This window comes from Nocardia neocaledoniensis (assembly GCF_029868625.1).
GTDB lineage: Bacteria > Actinomycetota > Actinomycetes > Mycobacteriales > Mycobacteriaceae > Nocardia > Nocardia neocaledoniensis_A.
In genome coordinates this window covers 20,583-34,258 of the sequence record NZ_JARWOJ010000268.1, presented here as the reverse complement: position 1 = coordinate 34,258, position 13,676 = coordinate 20,583, and the positions used below count along the sequence as shown (strand labels likewise).

The 13,676-nt window shown below is 63.3% G+C and carries 14 protein-coding genes and 1 pseudogene; 10 read left to right on the top strand and 5 right to left on the bottom strand.

All coding sequences use genetic code 11. The annotated features are described in order from the left end of the window. Window positions 1-53: 53 nt before the first annotated feature. Window positions 54-278 carry a hypothetical protein gene (locus QH270_RS20560; RefSeq protein ID WP_280344933.1) on the bottom strand — a complete coding sequence of 75 codons (225 nt, stop codon included), beginning with the start codon at window positions 276-278 and terminating at the stop codon, window positions 54-56. Between the two features lie 308 nt (window positions 279-586). On the opposite strand from QH270_RS20560, the gene QH270_RS20555 reads away from it, so the two are divergent. The 3 genes from QH270_RS20555 to QH270_RS20545 all read left to right on the top strand — a co-directional run bounded on the left by QH270_RS20555 (window position 587) and on the right by QH270_RS20545 (window position 1,947). Beyond that, window positions 587-946, top strand: coding sequence for a hypothetical protein (locus QH270_RS20555; protein ID WP_280344930.1), 360 nt, complete (start codon window positions 587-589; stop codon window positions 944-946). Window positions 947-1,279: 333 nt separating this feature from the next. Beyond that, window positions 1,280-1,627 (top strand): DMT family transporter, encoded by a 348-nt coding sequence (locus QH270_RS20550; protein ID WP_280344927.1) that lies wholly within the window; start codon window positions 1,280-1,282, stop codon window positions 1,625-1,627. Continuing rightward, on the top strand, window positions 1,627-1,947 hold the full coding sequence (locus tag QH270_RS20545) for a DMT family transporter (RefSeq protein WP_280345028.1): 321 nt from the start codon (window positions 1,627-1,629) through the stop codon (window positions 1,945-1,947). The genes QH270_RS20550 and QH270_RS20545 overlap by 1 nt, the downstream gene beginning before the upstream one ends. Before the next feature lie 607 nt (window positions 1,948-2,554). Here the strand turns inward: QH270_RS20545 and QH270_RS20540 are convergent. Then, window positions 2,555-3,034: a hypothetical protein gene (locus tag QH270_RS20540; protein ID WP_280344923.1), complete on the bottom strand. Its 480-nt coding sequence runs from the start codon at window positions 3,032-3,034 to the stop codon at window positions 2,555-2,557. Window positions 3,035-3,769: 735 nt separating this feature from the next. Next, window positions 3,770-4,525 carry a GntR family transcriptional regulator gene (locus tag QH270_RS20535; RefSeq protein ID WP_280344920.1) on the bottom strand — a complete coding sequence of 252 codons (756 nt, stop codon included), beginning with the start codon at window positions 4,523-4,525 and terminating at the stop codon, window positions 3,770-3,772. A 163-nt stretch (window positions 4,526-4,688) separates the two neighbouring features. Here QH270_RS20535 and QH270_RS20530 point away from each other — a divergent pair, with 163 nt between their 5' ends. From QH270_RS20530 to QH270_RS20515, 4 genes are read left to right on the top strand one after another with little or no spacing between them, the layout of a single operon-like run. Next, window positions 4,689-5,576 (top strand): phosphate/phosphite/phosphonate ABC transporter substrate-binding protein, encoded by an 888-nt coding sequence (locus tag QH270_RS20530; RefSeq protein WP_280344917.1) that lies wholly within the window; start codon window positions 4,689-4,691, stop codon window positions 5,574-5,576. 41 nt (window positions 5,577-5,617) lie between these two features. Beyond that, window positions 5,618-6,361, top strand: coding sequence for a phosphonate ABC transporter ATP-binding protein (gene phnC / locus QH270_RS20525; RefSeq protein WP_280344913.1), 744 nt, complete (start codon window positions 5,618-5,620; stop codon window positions 6,359-6,361). Continuing rightward, window positions 6,361-7,179 (top strand): phosphonate ABC transporter, permease protein PhnE, encoded by an 819-nt coding sequence (gene phnE / locus QH270_RS20520; RefSeq protein WP_280345025.1) that lies wholly within the window; start codon window positions 6,361-6,363, stop codon window positions 7,177-7,179. The genes phnC and phnE overlap by 1 nt, the downstream gene beginning before the upstream one ends. Further along, the gene (locus QH270_RS20515) at window positions 7,176-7,886 is read left to right on the top strand and encodes a tyrosine-protein phosphatase (RefSeq protein ID WP_280344910.1); all 711 of its coding nucleotides are present in this window, start codon (window positions 7,176-7,178) and stop codon (window positions 7,884-7,886) included. The genes phnE and QH270_RS20515 overlap by 4 nt, the downstream gene beginning before the upstream one ends. 931 nt (window positions 7,887-8,817) lie before the next feature. Here the strand turns inward: QH270_RS20515 and QH270_RS20510 are convergent. Both QH270_RS20510 and QH270_RS20505 read right to left on the bottom strand, forming a co-directional pair. Further along, window positions 8,818-9,138 carry a hypothetical protein gene (locus QH270_RS20510; protein WP_280344907.1) on the bottom strand — a complete coding sequence of 107 codons (321 nt, stop codon included), beginning with the start codon at window positions 9,136-9,138 and terminating at the stop codon, window positions 8,818-8,820. 312 nt (window positions 9,139-9,450) lie between these two features. Then, window positions 9,451-10,132, bottom strand: a pseudogene (locus QH270_RS20505) (integrase); the annotation flags it as partial. 398 nt (window positions 10,133-10,530) lie between these two features. On the opposite strand from QH270_RS20505, the gene QH270_RS20500 reads away from it, so the two are divergent. From QH270_RS20500 to QH270_RS20490, 3 genes are all read left to right on the top strand, one after another. Further along, window positions 10,531-10,764 carry a hypothetical protein gene (locus QH270_RS20500; protein WP_280344905.1) on the top strand — a complete coding sequence of 78 codons (234 nt, stop codon included), beginning with the start codon at window positions 10,531-10,533 and terminating at the stop codon, window positions 10,762-10,764. Window positions 10,765-11,736: 972 nt separating this feature from the next. After that, a complete protein-coding gene (locus tag QH270_RS20495) occupies window positions 11,737-12,000 on the top strand; it encodes a helix-turn-helix domain-containing protein (RefSeq protein ID WP_280345021.1) in 264 nt (87 codons plus the stop codon). A 392-nt stretch (window positions 12,001-12,392) separates the two neighbouring features. Beyond that, window positions 12,393-13,607: a tyrosine-type recombinase/integrase gene (locus tag QH270_RS20490; RefSeq protein WP_280344902.1), complete on the top strand. Its 1,215-nt coding sequence runs from the start codon at window positions 12,393-12,395 to the stop codon at window positions 13,605-13,607. The last annotated feature ends 69 nt before the right edge of the window (window positions 13,608-13,676 follow it).

Genomic DNA, 13,676 nt, shown 5'->3' with positions numbered 1-13,676 from the left:
GAGTGACCCCTGTTCGCAAGCTTCCTGTTGCATCCAGTGCGGGGCTTACACCCCTAGACGCCGCCGCGCAGACGACGTGCCCAGACCACGCCGTCGGGCCCGATGTCGTGGATGTGTTGGCGGATCAACGCAATATTGTCGCGCTGCGGTGTCCGCAGCCGGCTGCCGATGTCTTGCTCGCCGAACACTCGCGAGCCATAACGGTCGCGTGCCGCGATGCCCGGCGCTTTGGTAGCAACGCACCGGGTTCGGCGCACCACCGGCAACGGGTTGAACACAACTCCACTCACCTTCGCCTGGGATCGACAGACCGCTACTGCGGGCATAGCCGGTGGGTACGACTCCAACCGACGGCGATGGGCCGCCGGTACCGGATCAGGAAGGGCCCTCGTCGGCGAGGCGACGCTGACACAGCCCTCTACTCGATTCCGACGAGCAGCACACTCGGCATTTCAGCACCCCTGTTCTCCGCAGCGACCGAGCTCAGCTCGTCCGGCCCGGCCGCCGCGGAGCTACAGTTGTGCGAGTCCTGAGCCACCGGAGCATCTGATGCCTCTAGCACAACCGGTCCCGAGGAGGAGAGCTTGTGCACAAGCCTGTCGACGCGGACATCATCGCATCGCTGACAGCAATCCTCGCCGGCATCGCTGTCGAGAACCCGATTGACGGCGCCTGCCTGGATTCCGCGCCCATGGTCACGAAAGCCCTTACGACACAAGGATTTCCTGCGCGCAAGGTCACGATCGCCGGATGGATGGACACCACCGAGACCGTGCTGGCGTTCCTGCATTCGGCGACACGCTTCGACGGCCTCATCCTCGACGGCACGGCAAGACAATTCAACCCGACCCTGCCGACAGTGTGGATCACCTCCGAACATGATTACCTGCAAAGACTCGCGATCGCCACACAGGTCGAGCACACCAGCATCCTGGACCAGCAATGACTGCGGAATATCTTCCACCAGTCATTCAGTCGGCCCGGCGCCAGAATCAGCCCGGAACAACGCGATTCGGGCCGCTAAGATCCGACCGGGCACACGCAACCTTACGGATCGTCTCTGGCGTCGATCCCTGGTTGACCGTTCTCCCGCTGGCCGTCGATGTAGCGGTGGACCAGGAGGTTCCATGAGTGGGGCGAGGTGAGCGGACCCGGTTGCATACTCCGACTCCTCGCGAGGGAGCGTGGTTCGTGGGCACGATCGCCCTTTCCGATGCCCGACGATGATCGATCCGACCTGCTGCGATTCGCGCTCGGACTCTTGGAAGGAACTACAATGATGACCTGGCTACTGCTATCCGCAGCCATTCTCAGCGAGGTTGCGGCCTCTTTGTCATTGAAGGGCTCCGAGTCGAACCCAGCTCTGTTCGTGGTCGTCGTTGTGGGCTATGTGGCGGCGTTCGTATTCCTGACTGCTGTCCTCAAACGCGGTCTAGCACTGGGAGCCGCATACGGTATTTGGGGCGCTAGCGGTGTGGCGCTGACAGCGATCCTGTCCTCGCTTATTTTCGATGAAGCGTTCACCCTCACTATGGGCGCGGGACTCGTGCTGGTCATCGCCGGTGTCCTGCTCGTCGAAACAGGATCACGCCGCGATGAGGCCAGCACACCCGAGATGAGCCAATGATGCAGTATCTGTTCTTGATCTGCGCCATCGTCTTCGAAGTCATCGCGACCCTGTCACTGCGAGTTGCCGCGATGGGGCACACGAAGCTCTACGCTGCAGCCACCATCGGCTACATCGCCGCGTTCCTGTGCCTACTGGTTGGCCTGCGGCAGGGGCTGCCGCTGGGCATCGCCTACGGAATCTGGACGGCCTCCGGTGTCGCCATTACAGCCATCGCCTCGAAGTACATTTTCAGCGAACCACTGACACGACGAATGCTCGGCGGCATCACCCTAATCGTCGTCGGCGTCCTGTTCCTCGAACTCGGCGGCCGCCACTGAGCACCATCGGCTGACAGGAGTCTCCCGGTACCTAGGTGAGCCCGGTTCGGGTCGATGAGTCCAGTTGGCGGAGTAACGGTTTCAATGCCGATCACGGACGGGTCGGTGACGCTGTATGGCCACCAACCATGGCCAGCAACCGCATCCGCGGCCACTGTGTCCGAGCAATCGTGCCGCTCGGCGCAAACGCGGACGTTGCTCGTTCAAACTCGCCGGTTTTCGCTCTCGGCCAACACATTGACGTCGGCGATGAACGCCGCTCGTTCTGGCGGCCGCGGTTTACCACCGCGTCGGCGGGCATGAAGGCGGCAGCTAAAGCCGAACCAGCGCCCACAGCTTGCCGGGCAGTCGGCCTCAAACGCAACGACAGTTTTGTCGGTCACAACCAAATACCATGCACCACACCCGATCATGTCCGGCCATTACCTCCGCCAGATGGATGGGGAGACACCCCCTCACGGTCGTTTCTAATCGCTGGGCGAAGGTGCAGCGCAGGCGGGTGTTGAGATGGAAGCCCGTTCTCCGAACGGTCCAGCCCGCAATTCAGCATTGCCCTGCGGCCACGATCCAAAGCGGCACTCACGGTCGATACTCAGCATCTGCGCGTTTACGTCTTGGCACGTTTGCGATTGTCCGGCGACTTAGGGAAGCAGTGCAGTAGCCCAGGATCCTCAGCCAGAAGTCTCGTCCACAACCTGCGGTAGTGCCGGAAGTTCATGACGTACTGGTCCTCGCCGTAGACCACCACGCCGTCGTATTCCCGCTTCACCAACGACCACCAGTTGACGATATCGGTGTAGTGGGGCCACTTCAACCAGTTCAGCGACGTCCCGACCGCGTGCAGCTCCCGGCCCAGTTCGTCGACGCAGTCGATGGCCTGGGCCAGCACCCGCCCGTCGCGCCCACGATCGGCTCGACGTGTGCACTCGACGACCTGGGCCTTGATCCCATCGCGAATGTAGAAACCATGGGTCGCCGATTCCGTCGTGCCGATGTTGGGATCATCGTCAAACGAGAGGGCGCTGCTGGGATATAGATGCCATCCACTCTCCGCCGAGGCGAAGACATACGGCCGGCCGGCGCGCACGGGATCCTTGGCGTCGGCGTGACGGGGCCCCAACCGCGATCACGAAGCGCCCCACAGTCGATCGGGATCGATTCGCCCTCGATCTGGACCGTTCCCTTGAACCAGCCGGCCTGCTCGTAGTGACCGACCGACAGGTCGCCGGCACGCGCGACCCAACTCCCGATGCCCCGGTTTTCCTCTCCCCCTCCGCAAGCATCGTGTAATGCGGCTCAGCAAGTGCAGTCCAGGTCAGGTCGATCTTCACTCCCTTGCGGCCGTACCCTAGCCGGTATTCTTTCTGCGGCTCGACCATCTCGCAGGACAGTGAGTTCGACAACTCAAAGTCATACATCTGGGCGCCTTCGAGGATCGCAAGATGCTGATCCCAGCCGTAGTAGAGGCAGTTGTCGACATCCTCGCCTGTGTCGTCCCAGATCGCCGGACCACCCACCACCAGGTTCATATTCGGCCGGAAGTAGAAGTAGATGAACCCGCAAAGGTTGCGTTCCGGCGCGGCGAATCCCAACAGGCTGCTCTCACTCCAGTACAGATCTCGCTCCGCGGAAGGAACTGCTCGTCAGCGAGGTCGATCTTGCCCGTCCAGCCCTAGCTTCTCCCAATTTCTTCGGTGGCCTGATCTCCCATAGCGCAGGTGGTCATACGCGTCCAGAACCCTGCGAACCAACGTCTGTGTCCGGCACGAGCAGAACGACGCTCAGATCGCCTCGTATGGGACTAAGAACCGATCTCCGAGGATCAGTCCGAATGCAGGTAGTTCGCGACGAACTGCACGCGATCGCTGCGGCAGGCGCGGTTGATATACACAGTAGGGGCACCGTGCTCATCGAGGTTGAGGCCGTCTCGCAGCAGCACCGGCGCACCTGCAGGTACACCGAGAAGTTCCGCCACTCGTGGCGAGGCAGCCGCTGCGGCGAATGAACGCCAGGCCGCCTTCAGTCGCACGCCGTAGATGTCACGCCACACCACATACAGTGAGCATCCATCCTGCAGATGTCGTTCGATGCCGGCGAATCGTCGGTCGTCCATCCACAGCGAGTTCGCGAACCAGGGTTCGCCGTCGACCTCGAGCACGGTGTCGATGCGATGTAGCCGGCTGCCCGGCAGATATCCCTCCGCCTGCGGCGCGCTCCCGCCCAGCACGATCTCGCTCGCCACCAATGACTCGGTCAGCGTTCTCCCCACGGCGCTGAAGGCTTCACTGAGACCATCGGCATCGTTGATGAAGGCAGCGGCGAGTTCGATAGGAAAGTGCCGAGGCGGCGGGGCAACGAACGTTCCCGACCCCTGCCGTGCGACCAACCGGCCGGCACGGGTCAGCTCCCCGATCGCCTGGCGGACCGTGAGTCGGTTCACTCGCAGCTCTGCTGCCAGGTCGGTCTCGGGCGGCAGCCGGTCGCCCGGGCGCAAAGCTCCGCTGTCGAGTCGCTGCAAAAGGACGTCCTGCACCTGCCGGTAGAGCGGCACCCGGCTCGTGGAGATTTTACTCGGCATCAACCTAGTCTAGAGGACTCCCGAAGCGTTCCGGACAGCCAGTCAATCAGATCATAGCTGTTCAAGAGCTATTCGCCTTCCAGACACGTCTGAGCGTTGCTGAGTCAATTTGTCTAGATGAATATTTGGAACTACCTCGGATTCAGCTTGGAAAGGCCTGCCCATGCGCATCAACCCACAACTGCTCCGCAACTTGGCCGCTGCCGCCTGCGTGGTGATCATGTGCGGTGTCACCGCCTGCGGTGACTCCTCCACCCAAAGCGGCGCGCCCGACGTGCTGAAAGTGGGATTGCCCCCCGCGGAGGCCAACGCGGACCTGCAGGCAAAGTTCAAGCCGCTTACCTCACTGATCGCCGAGGGAACAGGCAAGGCCGTGGAAGTTAAGCCGACCAGCGACTACCTGTCGATCGTCGAGGCCATGCGGTCCGGACTCATCGATGTGGCTGTTTTCAGCCCCTTTCCGACACCTCTTGCCCAGGCCGTCGCCGGTGTCGAACCTCTCGTCGCGGCAAAGGGTGCCGCCTACAGCTCAGTGTTCGTATGTCGCACTAGCGCTGGCATCAACTCGATCGCCGATCTTCGTGGCCGCAAGATCGCGTTCGTCGATGCCGGATCGACCAGTGGCAACTACATTCCCAAGCTCATGCTGAAGCGGGCTGGGATCGACCCGGAAACCGGCATCGAGGGCATGTACGCCGGCGGCCATGACACCGCCGAGCTCGCCGTGAAGCAGGGCTCAGTCGACTGTGCCGCCGACGCGCGATCGTCCTATCAGAAGATGGTGGACAAGGGGGTGATCGACGGTGCCCAACAAGCGATCGTCGCCGAGTCCGACCCGATTCCGGTCTCCCTCGTAGTGATTGCACGAAAGGACCTCGATCCAGCGCTCAAGCAAGGCATCGTGGATTCGTTCGTTGGCGGCAACAACGCCGCGGCGCTTGGAGTGGTCGGGGCAACTCGCTTCGACAGAGCGCAGGAAAGCGACTTCGCAATCTTCCGTGACGCCGCAGCCGAACTCGGTGTGGATCTCGCGGAGTTGTCGCAAAAATGACGTCGATACGCAGCGGCCTACCGAGAGTGGAGGCCGACGCAGTGAGCTATCAATATTCCGATGGCACCACTGCACTACACGAGGTATCCATGCAAGTAGCGCAGGGCGAGATCGTCGCCGTACTTGGTCGCAGCGGGGCCGGGAAGTCGACACTTATGCGTTGCCTCGCAGGTCTGGTGGCCCCGACGTCAGGGCGGGTGCTGCATGACGGAGTCGACCGCGCCGGCCTGCGCCGACGCGCCAAGCGTCGAGCGCACGCACGAGTAGGGCTGGTGTTTCAGGAATTCCAGCTCATCGATCGGGCGACAGTGCTGTCGAACGCACTCATCGGGCGCCTCGCCTACCAGCGGTCGCTACCGAGCCTTTTGCACTACATACGCCGCAGCGATCGCGAGATCGCCGTCGACAGCATCCGCCGACTCGGCCTCGAGGACCAACTCCGCAAGCGTGCCGATGCACTGTCGGGTGGGCAGCGTCAACGCGTTGCGATCGCCCGCGCACTCGCACAACAGCCCGACATGCTGCTCGCCGACGAGCCGGTCGCCAATCTTGACCCCGTCCTCGCGCGTGGCGTCATCGACGACATCGTGCGACTGGCGCGAGTCGAAGGTATGACAGCAGTGCTGAATCTCCACAACGTCGAGTTGGCGCGCCATGTCGCGGACCGGTTGGTGGGGCTGAGGGCTGGAACCCTCGCCTTCGACCGCCCCTCACGATCGGTAACGGCAGCCGACCTCGACCTTCTCTACGCCGAAACTGAGCGTGCTTTGATGGACGCGCAGTGATGGATATGGATACAGATCACGTCCCGGCCTCCCCTTCGACATCCGACCTCGCCGCGTTGCGGCGTCCGTCCTGGCCGACTGTCGCCGGCGTCCTCGCCGCAGCCGTGGTTGTCCTGTGGTCAGCGGAGACCACCGAGTTTTCCCTGGACGCGCTCGTCGACGGGCTTCCCAACATCGTAGACTTTGTCGGTCGCATGTTCCCGCCCGACCTGTCGATCCTCCCCACCGCCGTCCACCTGATGGGCGAAACGCTCGCCATCGCGGTCATTGGTACCGCAGTCGGCGGCGCCCTCGCGCTACCGTGGGCGCTGCTCGGCGCGCGATCTGTCTTCGGTCAGGTCTGGCTGCACCACGCCGCACGCACCTCGATCAACATCACCCGCGCCATCCCTGAATTGATGTGGGCGCTGCTGTTCGTCTCAGCCGTCGGGCTGGGACCGCTCGCAGGCGCCCTCGCCATTATCATCGGATCGGCTGCCGGGATGGCCCGACTGTTCGCCGATATCTTCGAAACCATGGACATGCGCGCATGGGAGGCGGCGGCCGCCGCTGGTGCCACGCGGTCCCAGTGCATCAGCTGGGTCCTACTGCCTCAGTCCGCTCCAACCATCGCCAGCTACACCCTCCTCATGCTCGACGGGAATGTGCGTGCCGCGTCGCTCCTCGGCATTGTTGGCGCAGGCGGCATCGGGATGGAACTCACCCAGCAGCTGCGGCTCTTCGAATACGGAAACGTCCTCACCATTGTCCTGGTCGTTCTTGTGGTCGTGGTGACCCTCGACCGCGCCGCATCCCAACTCAGAAAGAAGTTGATGTGACCGTCACCGACCTCGGTGTCCTACCCAATCTCCGTGACCTCGGCGGGCTTCCGACTTCCGGTGGGCGGCACACCCGTTCCGGTGTGCTCTACCGCAGCGCACTGCCTGCGCCTGGCGACGCCCACCCAACCGCTGTCGCCGCATGGCCCGCAAGAACGGTCATCGACCTACGCAGCCCCCGAGAGTTCGACGCCCGCGCGCACCCATTGCGGTCCGACGAGACCGTCGTACACCATATCTCTTTGCTGTCCGATGCCGAAGTCGCCGCACCGAACCAGGGCGCCCGGCTCGCAGACATCTATCTCGGGATCCTTGCCAACGCAGCAGAACGGCTCGCGGATGTCCTGCAGGTCGCAGCCACCGCCCCCGGCCCAGTGCTGTTGCACTGCGCGGCCGGCAAGGACCGCACAGGTATCGCGATCGCCTTGCTGCTACGCACCGCTGGAGTCGAGTCGGACGACGTGATCGCCGACTACCTGTCGACCAACGAGCATATAGAAGCGATCCTTGCGCGTATCACCCGATTCGCACCCGAACTCGGCGAGACACACCCCAACGACCGCGACCTCCGCGGCGCCGTTCCGGAGGCCATCGCTGATGTTCTGGCGCACTGGGACGAGTATCCCGGCGGCGTGCATGCGTGGGCGCGAGCCCACGGCGCCACCGACGAAACAGTTCGGGACTGGACACAACGATTCACCGAATGACAAGCGCTCTGTCTTCTGTTGTCCTTCTGATGTCGCTACCTGGGGAGTGCTGGCCACAAGCGGCGAAGGAAGGGTTCCAGACCATCCATCGGAGAGCAGGTGACACGCGGTACTTCGGTTAGCGATGACAACCTGGCGTCGATCTCCACCGCGTGGTTCTATCGGTGATCTGTGACGTCACCGACCGGTGGTTTCCTGTGCCGGTGAATCTGAGCCATTCGTCGGACTGTGACCTGGGTGGCTCAGATTCAGCCGCAAGGATGCGGAGGCGGGATAGTCACTGAAGGTGAGCTGCATTGGAGTTTCTGTGTCGTGGGCTGAGGCCTCGGAGGTCTGCGAGGTAGAGCCGCAGCGAGGTGTAGGGGATTTCGGCCTGATGCTGGTCGAGTAGTTGGTTCCAGACGTCTTGGACCCGTCGCGTCGGGCGTCGCTTCGAGGATGGCGGCGATATGCGGAACGAGGGGTTGGACGCTGGCTCGTTCTCGGGGGCGATTGTTCTTGCGGGGTGGCGGGGTGATCAGGGTGAGTGCTGCGCCGACTGTTCGACGTTGTGCTTGCGTTGGATCTCGCGGCCGGAGAGCCCTTTGTCGGCGTCTCGGCGAATGATGGCGTTAAGGCTTGTTTGATGGTGTCGTTGCACTGCTTGGCGTCTCGTCTGGCTTGAGTGCTGCCCCGCCGCTTGGGACGTCGGCGTTCGGCCAGCGCAGGGAACATGCGCATGATCGCCTGGGTGTGCGGCCTGAGATCGCGGCAAGCTTGGCGTGTTCGATGCAGCCGGTTCCATATCGACCTGGGGTGACGTGTCGACGAAGGTAACTGGGACGTTGATGGTTTGCGACGGCCAATCGGATGACGAAGGACTCGGCAGTCTCGCCGGGTTCGGGTCGCAGGCGAACCGGCAGCGGTGCCGCATCGATGGTGGTCATGAGGTTTAGCCGTTGCAGTGGGCTGAATCTGTGGCGGCGTGGTCGAGGTCGATTGCGTCGAGCATCGTTTTGGTCATCGTCTCTGCGCCGGTGAGGATAGCTTCCAGTGCTGCTTCGCGGATCAGTGCCGAGAGGCTACCCATCATCCCGCTAGTGCGTTTGTGCAGATAGCGGTCCAGGCCGGTGACCGATCCCGGCGTATGGTTGTGCAGGGTGTTTTCGAGGGTGGCGACGACGGCGCGCCAGTCGGCGGTGTAGGGGAAGCCAACGGTGCGGATCATGGTGAATCGGCCAGCGATCTGTTCGCCGCGGGTGCCGGAGAACAAGCCTTCGCGTTCGACGTTGACCCCGGCATAGACGAAGGTCGCCGGATGCGCTCGGAGAAGTACTTCAAGGTGTAGGAGACCTCGGCGCCGGGCTTGGTGGCCAGCGAGATATTGTGCAGTTCATCGCAGATCACGACGCTGGTTCCGGCGTCGCAGCAGACGCCGCAGACGGCTTCGAAGATGTCGGTCAGGTTCGCGCGGTGGTGACCGGCGGCCGATGAACCGGGCGAACGAACTCCGCGGCGAGCATCCGCGGTGTCGCTGCGGGCGGGACTGTCGCATAGAGGACCGGGATCCGGTCGCAGCAGTGCGGGTACGTTCTACCGCCGGCTTTGTCGGTCGGAGTGTCGGGGTGCGTCGGTTGCAGACTGATTCCCAATGCTCTTGCGGCGCTGCGGGAGTCCTGCGACAAGTATGCCTTGCCGTGGACGAACACGATCGTCTCCGGCGCGAGCACCGGCCGGGCTGCGGCATCGGCCAACCGCTGATCGACGCTGGTCAAGCTGCGATGCGGCAGCACCGACCGAGACATCCGCAACGCATTGCTCCAGCTGGGCCGCATCGGTTCGGGCGTCAATGCCCGTGCCAGCAGCAATGCGGCGTCGACCGACTTCGTGGTCGGCGCCGCCACCAGCGCAGCCATCGACCGCGTCGCCAGGTCGACCAACCCGGTCATCTCGACCCGATTGACCTGGCCATCGCCGAGGACCACCCGAACGTCCAGTGGCGTGGAGTCGATCTGCATCAACTCCCCGGGCCGCGCAGCAACGAGTGTCGAGAACCGGGCCTTCGGGTTGTTTGGCCAGCGACCTGCGGGTCCGTGCCGACCCGAACGTGTGCTTGCCTTGCGACAACGTTAGAACGTGCTGCGCGGGCAGCGTCGCCCGTGCTCGGCGGCCAACAGCTGCTCAGTGCGCCGCCGCAACCGGGAAACCGTGCCGGTGGAGCGATCGGTCTCCTCGGCGATGGTGCGGGCAACCGCGGCGACCACCCGAGCATGTCGGTATGGCCGGTCACGCGCAAGCAGTACCCGAAGCGGGGGTCCAAACTCGACCCGTTCAAGCCGTTCATCGACGAGGTGCTGCGGGAAGACTTGCGGGCACCGAAGTAGCAGCGCGACACCGTCAAACACGGCTCTACGCCCGGCTGATCGACGAGCATGGATGGACGAGGTGTCGTATCAGACGGTCCGCGACTACGTCGCCGGGCACAAGCCGCAGATAATGACCGAGGCAGGACCCGGCCGAGGTGTTCATCCGCCAGACCCCTCGAAGTGTTCATACTCGCGCGCCGCAACGGTCAAATCATCGGCAAGGGACTACTTGGTCTACGCGTCGTGCCCGCGACCCGTGGGCTCGTCCCCGCCTCGGATCAAATATCGCTGCCTGGCGAATGTTGATCATTTTCCTGCCCTCATTCTTCGTGTCGATCTCCGGTGCGCACCCTGAATCCACCATTCTTGACATGCTGGCGATGATCGCCTATGGCTCATTCCTCGTGAGATGTGTGCTGGCCGTTGTCTCCGCCAACAACCGACGAGCCATCCACGACCTGACCACCAGCACCCGCGTAGCCCGCGCACCCCATCGCAAAGTCGAGCTCAAAAGGACCGGTGCGATGACCTGATCTACGCCTACCCGAGGTGCCCGTTGCCGCGGCGGTTCAGCGCCGATCGAGGTGCTGGTCAACCGGTCGATTCACCCATGGACGGCTGTGTAATTCCCACCGCGACCGATGTCGCGCTCGCCGCGACGGACGCGCATTACACTGGACTTGGAAGAGCTTCAGACCATCGGACAAATTCCCGCAGGTCGGTCATGCCTTCATACTCTGCTCCCGTCACACCTCCAGCTGGCTCGGTTGTCAGTGTGAGACATCAACGGTCAGTGCCGTGGCTAGGACGCCACACGTTGGCCGCCCAGATGCGTATTCGCGCGGACCCGACCGATCCAGGCCGAGGCGTCGACAACCCCGACCACGGGCAATGCGGCCAACCCACATGCCGGACAATATGACTCATCAGTATCAGCCACAAGATCGCGTCAATGGCTCTAGCAGAGACCGCTTATCCGGGCCGCACACTGCCGGCAAGTCAGCGGTGCCACCTGCGCCTGGAGAGGTCCGCCCGCTACACGTTGAAGAATCTTGCCACGCCACAGCCCATTACCGCGTCCGGGGCTGCTACAAAGGTTGCAGGCCGACTGCAGCAGATGTGACGAGCATCTCAGGACACCTACTGGCCTGACCGCTGCGAGATCAGGTTTCATGGAAGCCGGAGGAGCCACTGACGGGTCTAGGAGAGACCATGTCAGCACGACCATTTCGCGTCGCAATGCTCCTGAGCGACAAAGTGTCATCCACCGTCGTTTCGGTCAACGGTCGAAATCAGCATCTCACAACACCCCACGCGTGCGGCCAGACAAGGAGACGAACGTTCTGGCAGGTTGAGTTTCGGCCCCTACAGTATCCAGGTTTGGCTGAACCACCATTGCGCGAATCACACTGCCCAGTAGTCGAACAGCCGCACAGCCGCGCCGAGCTCGGTCGTGTCCTCCGCGCTTCGACTGCACCTCAGCGCTTGTCGGCCCGGTGACTGTGATGATTCCGGATGGCGTTTGGCTCACCAGCGTAGAGGTAGCGGCACGCTTGAGAGTCCCGCTTAAGACACTCGCCGTATGGGCGTCGAAGGGCACCGGACCTCCTTACGCGCGGATGGGGCGCTACCGGCGATACCCCCTCAACGATCTCCTCCAGTGGGAACGAGATCAACTCACCGCCACGGCGGAGGGCAACCTTCCCTCTGGCACGGAGATCAGATCCGGCCAGCGTGGCCGACACCCAAGGCACCGGCGAAGCGACTGATGTGCCACCAGACCGCCATGACCCGTACCTGCCACAGAACCTAACCTGCACCTACCAGGCCACCCACCTCCAGCTGCTGGACCCGCGCTCCTGAGCCCCAGCACGCCTTCGACGGCGGCGGGTTGGTGTCGGCCACGCGGGGAACGGTTCGTTCCTTCCATCCCAGAGTGATCGCCAACCAGTAACCGACAGCAGAACCACATCGCGCGGTCGACGTCAGCGACCGGCTTCACTCCGCGTCAATTCCGTGCATGACCGCGGTGCGGAGTTGATTTCGACTGCCCTCACCGGCCGCCCACCGCAGGCGAGTCGGCCCCGATTCGATCAGGTGAGTTCGGAAGGGCTTCGCCGCGACACCTTCCGCAGCATCGACCAACTTCCAAGGACCCGTCATGCCCAGACAAGCGTTACCCATCGGAACCTATGGCCAGATCACGGCCAAACGACAGCGCAACGGCAGCTGGCGAGCTGCCACCCGCTTCCGCGACGACGACGGTGTCACCCGGCCGGTACATCGATTCGCCGCGACGCGCGGAGCCGCCGAACTCTCTCTGCGGGAAGCGCTCGCCGAACGATCAGCTTCCCGCGGGAAGCTGATCACCCGCGACACCAAGCTGTCGGAACTGGCCGATCTGTGGTTGGCCGAAAAGTCGCGGCAGGAAGGAGTAACCCAGCAGACTGTCGACCGGTATCGCCGCGAAATCGAGATCTCGACCGATGTGCGAGCCAGCGAGGACGCGATCAAGATCAAATCCTCCCTCGGCGGCCTGCGGCTGTGGGAAGCATCCACCTCGGTCCTCGACGCCCATCTGCAACGCATCGTGCTCAACGGCCATCGAGACAAAGCCCGCTGCCAACGAGTGATCCTGTCAGAAATGATGGGCATGGCAGTGCGCCACGATGCCATCGACCGAAACCCCGTCCGAGAAGTGGCCCGCCTGCCCCGCGGGCGGCGCAAGCCTCGCGCCGCCGATCTCGAGACCGTCCAGGCCCTGTGGGGCCGACTCCAAGCCTGGGCTGCCGGCGCGGCACTGGATGGCGGTTCGGACTTCTACTACGGGCCACGACGCAACCAGCGGCTGCTCGACGTCATCGATGTCGAGGTGGGAACCGGACCCCGCCCCGGCGAAGCACTGGCTTTGCGCTGGTCCGATATCGATCTCGATTCGACACCGCCGCGGATCACGTTCTCCGGCACCATCGTCCGGCTCAGGGGCAGAGGCTTGATCCGACAGGCACAGACCAAGACCGAGGCTGGATTCCGCTCGGTCGTCCCTCCCATGTTCGTAGTCGAAACGCTGCGACGCGTGCGGGCCGAGTCGACGCCCAACGAACTCGATTTGGTATTCCCGAACCGGGACGGAGGCATCTGGGATCCGCACAATTTCAACCGGTTGTGGAGGGAGGCTCGGGGCAACGATTTCGACTGGGTGACGCTGAAAACCTTCCGCAAGACCGTGGCCACCGCCCTCGCCGAGGCGTACGGTTCCGAAGCCGCGGCCCAGCAGCTCGGTCATACCGACGACGCGGTAACACGGCGCCACTACATCGACAAGCCCACCGAGGTCGCGGACTATTCGGCAGTGCTCGAACGCTTCCAACGCTGAAAGCGTGTCGTTTCCGTGTCGTCCCGCCCCTGAAAAGCAGAAAACCAGGGTCAAACGAAACGTTTGCCC

Bases quoted from the DNA above. Each gene is read 5' to 3' on its own strand.
- QH270_RS20550 (WP_280344927.1), top strand. From the start codon at position 1,280: ATGACCTGGCTACTGCTATCCGCAGCCATTCTCAGCGAGGTTGCGGCC.
- QH270_RS20545 (WP_280345028.1), top strand. From the start codon at position 1,627: ATGCAGTATCTGTTCTTGATCTGCGCCATCGTCTTCGAAGTCATCGCG.
- QH270_RS20535 (WP_280344920.1), bottom strand. From the start codon at position 4,525: ATGCCGAGTAAAATCTCCACGAGCCGGGTGCCGCTCTACCGGCAGGTG.
- QH270_RS20530 (WP_280344917.1), top strand. From the start codon at position 4,689: ATGCGCATCAACCCACAACTGCTCCGCAACTTGGCCGCTGCCGCCTGC.
- phnE (WP_280345025.1), top strand. From the start codon at position 6,361: ATGGATATGGATACAGATCACGTCCCGGCCTCCCCTTCGACATCCGAC.
- QH270_RS20500 (WP_280344905.1), top strand. From the start codon at position 10,531: ATGTTGATCATTTTCCTGCCCTCATTCTTCGTGTCGATCTCCGGTGCG.
- QH270_RS20495 (WP_280345021.1), top strand. From the start codon at position 11,737: ATGATTCCGGATGGCGTTTGGCTCACCAGCGTAGAGGTAGCGGCACGC.
- QH270_RS20490 (WP_280344902.1), top strand. From the start codon at position 12,393: ATGCCCAGACAAGCGTTACCCATCGGAACCTATGGCCAGATCACGGCC.